The organism is Blautia intestinihominis (assembly GCF_040096655.1).
GTDB lineage: Bacteria > Bacillota > Clostridia > Lachnospirales > Lachnospiraceae > Blautia_A > Blautia_A intestinihominis.
This window is the reverse complement of sequence record NZ_JBBMEI010000119.1, coordinates 1-6512: the sequence shown is the minus strand read 5'-3', so window position 1 is coordinate 6512 and position 6512 is coordinate 1. Positions and strand designations below refer to the sequence as shown.

Here is a 6512-nt window from a genome sequence, read left to right as displayed (position 1 = left end):
GATGATGGGAAAAAGATCTTTCATGAATTACGTAGTTCCCCAGTGGCAGGAAGCATGGTTGTCCGGATGAGCCGGAACCCCAGAGAGCATATCCCATCAAGAAATATAAAAATGGGTCAAGTTAAGGCTTTAGCTGTGGGGAGTGTCAAGCCATAATATAAAAGAATGTATTCTAATAAAAGTTAATTTACAAGGAGTTATAACAAATGCAGTTACAAAACGGAAGACCAGAAAATACAGATGGCAGACTCGACAAAGAGATCCGCGTATATGATTTTTTAGACAAACTTGGAGTAGAGTATCAGAGAGTAGATCACGAGGCAGCCATGACAATGGAGGCCTGCGAGGCAATCGACCGTGTCCTTGGTGATGACACAGCGATCTGCAAAAACCTTTTTCTGTGCAACCGCCAGGAAACAGACTTCTATCTGCTCCTGATGCCGGGTGACAAACCTTTTAAGACCAAGAATCTCTCCGCACAGATCGGTTCTGCCAGATTGTCCTTCGCCAAACCGGAATATATGGAAAAATATCTGGACATCACCCCCGGGTCTGTCAGTGTCCTTGGTCTTATGAACGACCATGAGAAAAAAGTCCAGCTTCTGATCGACGAAGATGTACTCAAAGATCCATATTTCGGATGTCACCCATGTATCAACACATCCAGCCTGAAATTCTCAACAAAGGATTTCACAGACAAGATCATCCCTGCTCTCGATCACCCTCCGATCACGGTGAAGTTTCCTCTTCCGGAAGAACAGGCTTAATTTTTCAAAAACTATTACCTGGAGATCTTATCATGAAAAAACAACTGAATTATTCAAAACTGTTACTGGAAACAGTAATCCTGACTGTTGCCGTGGCGATCATCGCCGCAGCGGTATATTTTTTCCTGGTTCCAAGCCATACTTCTGTCAGCAGCATTTCCGGTCTTGGAATCGTTTTGTCCAACTTTGTTCCGCTTCCGCTTTCTGCGATCACGATGATCCTGAATGTGGTACTGCTGATCATCGGTTTTTTTACCTGCGGTAAAGAGTTTGGTGTAAAGACTGTTTATACCAGCATCATGCTTCCTCTGTTTCTTGGTCTGTTCGAAAAGATTTTTCCTGATTTCGGTTCCATGACCAACAGTCAGGAGCTGGATGTTCTCTGCTATATCCTGGTCGTCAGCGTAGGACTGAGCATTCTTTTTAACAGAAATGCATCCTCCGGCGGTCTGGACATCGTTGCAAAGATCATGAACAAATATCTGCATATGGAACTTGGCAAGGCCATGTCACTTTCAGGCATGTGCGTTGCACTTTCTGCCGCACTTGTTTATGACAAGAAGACTGTCGTTTTGAGTATCCTTGGAACTTATTTCAACGGAATCGTTCTGGATCATTTTATCTTTGACCATAACATTAAACGACGTGTGTGCATCATCACGAAGAAGGAAGAAGAGCTCCGAAACTTCATTATCCATGAATTACATAGTGGAGCTACTGTTTATGAGGCATACGGTGCTTACAATATGCAGAAACGAAATGAGATCATCACCATCGTAGATAAGACGGAGTATCAGAAGCTGATGAACTTCATCAACAAAGAAGATCCACTTGCATTTATCACGGTATATAATGTGTCTAATATGCGTTATCAGCCAAAAGTATAAAAGTTGGGGCGAGACCAATGGTCTCGCCCCCGTTTTTTACATTGAAATCCATCCAAATGCATTCGCTACGGAACTGATCAGAATGATCGCCGCAAAGATCGGACAGAGATACTGAATCATAAAATTGAAAATATTTTTTCTTCGGAAAGTACTTTCTTCAAGAAGAACTTCTTTCTCGATTCGTTTTACACCAATAACCCTGGATACCAGAAGGCAGGTAGCAATTGCTGCGATCGGCATCATTACGGAGTTGGTCAGGAAATCAAAGAAATCAAGGAACTGCATTCCAATAATCTTTACAAATCCCAGTGGTCCATATCCCAGAGAAGAAAGGCTTCCGAGAATTATCATGATGACTCCGACAAGAACGGTTGATTTCCTGCGGCTCCATTTCAGCTCATCCTGGAAAGTAGAAACTGCACTCTCTGTCAGAGCAATAGAGCTTGTCAGTGCTGCACAGAGTACCAGGACAAAGAACAGGATTCCTACCAGTGTTCCGAATCCCATGCTTGCAAATACTTTCGGAATCGTGATGAACATCAGCGCCGGACCAGCCTGCAGTGTGTCCGGATCGCCGCCGGAGAAAGCAAAAACTGCCGGAATGATCATCAGACCTGCCATCATTGCAATCGCCGTGTCAAAGATTTCTACATTTGTTGTAGAGCCTTCGATAGACACGTCTTTCTTCATATAAGAACCGAATGTTACCAGGATACCCATTGCAATTGACAGAGAATAGAACATCTGTCCCATCGCTGCAACAACTGTCATCCAGGAAAAGTTCTTAATGTTCGGTACAAGGAAGTACTTCACGCCTTCCAGTGCGCCTGGTCTTGTCACAGAATAAATTACGATAATGACTGACAAAAAGACCAGGATCGGCATCATAAACTTGGAAACTCGTTCCACACCGTTCTGCACGCCTGCATAAATGATCATCAGGGTAAGCAGGGTAAAAAACAGAAAACAGACTTCTGTGGAAACTCCATCAGATATAAATGTAGAAAAGTAATCGTCTGTAGCAAGTCCCTGACTGTTTCCTTTGATATACTCCACCAGATATTTGATCACCCATCCACCGATCACAGAATAATACGGTACGATCAGAACCGGAATGATCGCATTGATCCATCCACCAAATGACAGCCATTTGGATTTACCAAATTTTGCAAAAGCTCCTACAGGGCTTTTCTTTGTCATACGTCCGAGTGCTGTCTCCGCTACGATCATCGTGTAACCAAACGTCAGTGCCAGGATGATGTAAACCAGTAAAAAAATGCCGCCGCCATACTTCGCTGCAAGGTATGGAAATCTCCATATATTTCCAAGACCTACCGAAGCACCGGCCGCAGACAGTACAAACCCGATCTTGCCCGAGAATGTACTTCTCTCATGCTTATGCTTGTCCATAATTTTTCCTCTCCCAATTTTCTTAATCTACACTCTTCTGATAATATCACGCTTTTGCATCATAAGCAAATGATATATCGTAAAAAGGGATGCAGAAGCTATTTTTATGCTTCTGCATCCCGATTTTTGTAAAAATCCGTAAGTTTTCTTTATTTAACTCTCTTTAATTCATATTCTCTGGTTCCAAGTCCGACCTTTTCTGCCTGATCCAGAGTTGCCTTCCATTCGATGTTTGGATTGGAATCTTTGAAATGATCGTGATGACAATGCCATCCAGGTTCTGCCAGATGTTCTCCGAGCTGGCTGTTCTCGATCGGTGTTGCTTTGAGGCAGGCATCTGCACATGCCTGATCCAGAGCGACCGGATCAAAGCTTGCAAACATTCCGATATCCGGAAGGATCGGTGCATCGTTCTCTCCATGACAGTCACAGTTCGGGCTGATATCCTGAACCAGCGCGATATGGAAATGTGGGCGTCCGTGACAGACTGCCTGTGCATATTCTGCCATCTTGCGGTCAAGAAGTTCATTTGCACTGCTGTTCGGATTGTATACAGCATCAAAACTGCAGGCTCCGATACAGCGTCCACAGCCCTTGCATTTATCATAATCGATCACGGCTTTTTTGTTTACATAAGTAATTGCGTCACTTCCGCATTCTTTTGCACAGCGGCGGCAGCCACGACAGACGTCTTCATTGATTGCCGGTTTTCCACTTGCATGCTGCTGCATTTTTCCCGCGCGGCTTCCACAGCCCATGCCAATATTCTTGAGTGCACCGCCAAATCCAGTTGCCTCATGACCTTTGAAATGGCTCAGACTGATAAAAATATCTGCATCCATGATCGCATGTCCGATAAATGCAGTCTTGCAGTACTCTCCGTTTACAACCGGAACTTCTACTTCATCTGTTCCACGCAGTCCATCTCCAATGATGATCTGACAGCCTGTTGTGATCGTGTTAAAACCATTCAGATTTGCACAATCCAGATGTTCCAGGGCATTCTTTCTGCTTCCCGGATACAGTGTATTACAGTCCGTCAGAAACGGCATACCACCCTGCTCCTTACACAAATCTGCAACTACTTTTGCATAATTTGGACGAAGAAAAGCCATGTTTCCCAATTCACCAAAATGCATTTTGATCGCTACAAATTTTCCATCCATATCAATGTCCTTGATACCGGCTGCGATACAGAGCTTCTTCAGCTTATCAAGCTGGCTTGTTCCTACCGGACATCGAAAATCTGTAAAATAAACAGTAGATTTCTCCATTTTGAATCCCTCCTGAAAATGATTTGTCTTTACAAAAGAATAGCACTTCAAGTATACTTGAAGTCAAGGAGGAATTCACATGCAAACTTATACAATCCGTGAAATATCTGAACTTTTTTCACTTCCGGCTTCTACACTGCGTTATTACGAAAGTGAAGGCTTACTCCCCAATGTAGAAAAGTCTTCTTCCGGTCAGCGGATCTACACAGAAGAACATATTGAACGTCTCAACTGCATCAACTGTTTTAAACGTACCGGTATGACAATTCCACAGCTTCGGAAATTTTTTGAATATGAGACGGACGAAGCTCAGCACATTGATGCCATCATCCGTCTTCTGGAAGACCAGGAAAAACAGGTAGATGAGAAACTCAGGCAGCTTCAGAAAGACTCTGCACATGTTCATCACAAAGTAAAACATTACAAAGCGATCAAACATGCACTGGAAAACGATCTGCCGCTGCCTGTGTGGGAAGACGAGTGAATTTTTTTACTTTACACCGGCTTACAGGTGCATCCGATACCAAGTCCATCCGGTCCAATGTGACATGAAAGACCGAAAGAAAGTTTGTCACACATGACTTCCATTCCCGGGAAGTTTTCTTTGATCTGGCTGACCCATTCTTCTGTTGCTTCGTCAGTACTGCTTGAGGCTGCCATCAGATATACTTTTCCGGCAGCGTATTCTTCACGGAAATTGGTTTCCAGTTCATGTTTCATCGCATCGATCATGACTTTGCGGGACTTCTTCATACCGCGGCATTTCTGGTAGGTATCGAGGGTTCCTGTGCTGAAGTGCATGACTGGTTTGATGTTCAGGACATCTGCTGCCAGGGCTGTCATGGAGCTGACTCTTCCACCTTTTTTGAGGTATTCCAGAGTGCTGAGGCCAATGTAAATAGTCATTTTTTCTCTGGTCTCTTCGAGGATTTTCTTGATTTCGGCTGCGCTGTAACCTTTTTCTGCCATTTCTACTGCATCAAGGACGGAACGATGCATTGGTGTTGCTACACGACCATTGTCTACGACAAATACTTTGCCGGCAAATGCATCTTCATTTGCCATTGCCTGTGCAGCCATACAGGAGCCGCTTAATGCACTGCTGAGCGGGATATAGACGATTTCTTCATATTCTTTCAGCATTTCTTTCCACATATCCAGTACTTCTACTGGTGACGGCTGAGATGTGGACACATCTACACCCTTTCGAAGCATGTCATAAAATTCATCTCTGGAAAGATCTACGCCTTCACGATATACTTTTTCTCCGATGTAAAACGGCATCGGAAGCACCTTGATTCCAAGTCTTTCTGCTTCTTCGTTCAAAATTCCACTGTGACTGTCTGTCATGATTCCTGTTTTCTTCATATTATCTTCTTCCTTCGTATTCTGTCTTTTAACCTGTATTTCTATAACGTCTTAATGATCGGCATTACGTAATTGATCATCTCTTCCGGAGTTTCTTTTAACCCATCTATAAGCCATCGTCTGGAAACTCCATCCAATATGCAAAGTTTTACGACCCATCCGTATTTCTCGGACATATCCGAATCTTCTGATTCGATCGCTTTACGTTTTTCGTGAATCTTTTCTCCGAGACGTTTTGTAAAAAGATCCATGTTCAGTCCACGAATTGCCCACATCTCTTTGTAATTCAGTGATATCTGATAAAAATAATTAAACAGATATTCCCGCAGTTTTCGTTCATCTGTTGTATCCAACAGCGGCAGGAATTCTATATTCAGTTTTTCTGCAGTCGCATCTGCGATACTGTCCAGCACTTCCGAAATAGAAGCGAAATTCCTGTAAAAAGAAACCCTCGCAACCTTCGCTTCCTGTACAATATCTGTTACAGTGATGTCCAGATAGGATTTCTGTGTCATAAGACGGAGAAATGCCTGTTCTATTTCACTTTTTACAGAATGATTTTCTTTCTTGTTCATATCCTGTCCTTCTCTGAGCTTGTCAGCATGGTTATGTTGAATAGTTATATTTCGATTCATATATGTTACATTTTGTTTCACCAAAGAACTGTATTGTATCACCAAAAAATACATCTGTCAAGAAATGAAAAAAGTCAGGAAAATTTCATGTTCGAATTTTCCCTGACCTCTAAAGTTCTGCTTATTTTGTGAATTAAAAACTCTATCCTCACGTGACTTCAGTCATGTGAG

General features: G+C 42.9%; 7 protein-coding genes. 3 read left to right on the top strand and 4 right to left on the bottom strand.

Annotated elements, in window-relative coordinates; genetic code table 11:
- The first annotated feature begins 206 nt into the window (after nucleotides 1-206).
- Both WMO75_RS18495 and WMO75_RS18490 read left to right on the top strand, forming a co-directional pair.
- Nucleotides 207-767: a prolyl-tRNA synthetase associated domain-containing protein gene (locus WMO75_RS18495; RefSeq protein WP_118699651.1), complete on the top strand. Its 561-nt coding sequence runs from the start codon at nucleotides 207-209 to the stop codon at nucleotides 765-767.
- A gap of 32 nt (nucleotides 768-799) precedes the next feature.
- Complete coding sequence (locus WMO75_RS18490) at nucleotides 800-1654, top strand: YitT family protein (RefSeq protein WP_349078705.1); 855 nt, start codon at nucleotides 800-802, stop codon at nucleotides 1652-1654.
- A 36-nt stretch (nucleotides 1655-1690) separates the two neighbouring features.
- Here WMO75_RS18490 and WMO75_RS18485 read toward each other — a convergent pair whose 3' ends face one another.
- Together WMO75_RS18485 and WMO75_RS18480 are read right to left on the bottom strand one after the other, a co-directional pair.
- Nucleotides 1691-3064, bottom strand: a complete 1374-nt coding sequence (locus WMO75_RS18485; protein WP_118252066.1) for a sodium-dependent transporter — start codon at nucleotides 3062-3064, stop codon at nucleotides 1691-1693.
- 149 nt (nucleotides 3065-3213) lie between these two features.
- The gene (locus tag WMO75_RS18480; protein ID WP_118699648.1) at nucleotides 3214-4338 is read right to left on the bottom strand and encodes a DUF362 domain-containing protein; all 1125 of its coding nucleotides are present in this window, start codon (nucleotides 4336-4338) and stop codon (nucleotides 3214-3216) included.
- Nucleotides 4339-4417: 79 nt separating this feature from the next.
- On the opposite strand from WMO75_RS18480, the gene WMO75_RS18475 reads away from it, so the two are divergent.
- The gene (locus WMO75_RS18475) at nucleotides 4418-4822 is read left to right on the top strand and encodes a MerR family transcriptional regulator (protein WP_022213916.1); all 405 of its coding nucleotides are present in this window, start codon (nucleotides 4418-4420) and stop codon (nucleotides 4820-4822) included.
- Nucleotides 4823-4833: 11 nt separating this feature from the next.
- Here WMO75_RS18475 and WMO75_RS18470 read toward each other — a convergent pair whose 3' ends face one another.
- Together WMO75_RS18470 and WMO75_RS18465 are read right to left on the bottom strand one after the other, a co-directional pair.
- A complete protein-coding gene (locus WMO75_RS18470; RefSeq protein ID WP_173906356.1) occupies nucleotides 4834-5706 on the bottom strand; it encodes a DegV family protein in 873 nt (290 codons plus the stop codon).
- Between the two features lie 41 nt (nucleotides 5707-5747).
- On the bottom strand, nucleotides 5748-6281 hold the full coding sequence (locus WMO75_RS18465; RefSeq protein ID WP_227223067.1) for a TetR/AcrR family transcriptional regulator: 534 nt from the start codon (nucleotides 6279-6281) through the stop codon (nucleotides 5748-5750).
- Between the last annotated feature and the right edge of the window lie 231 nt (nucleotides 6282-6512).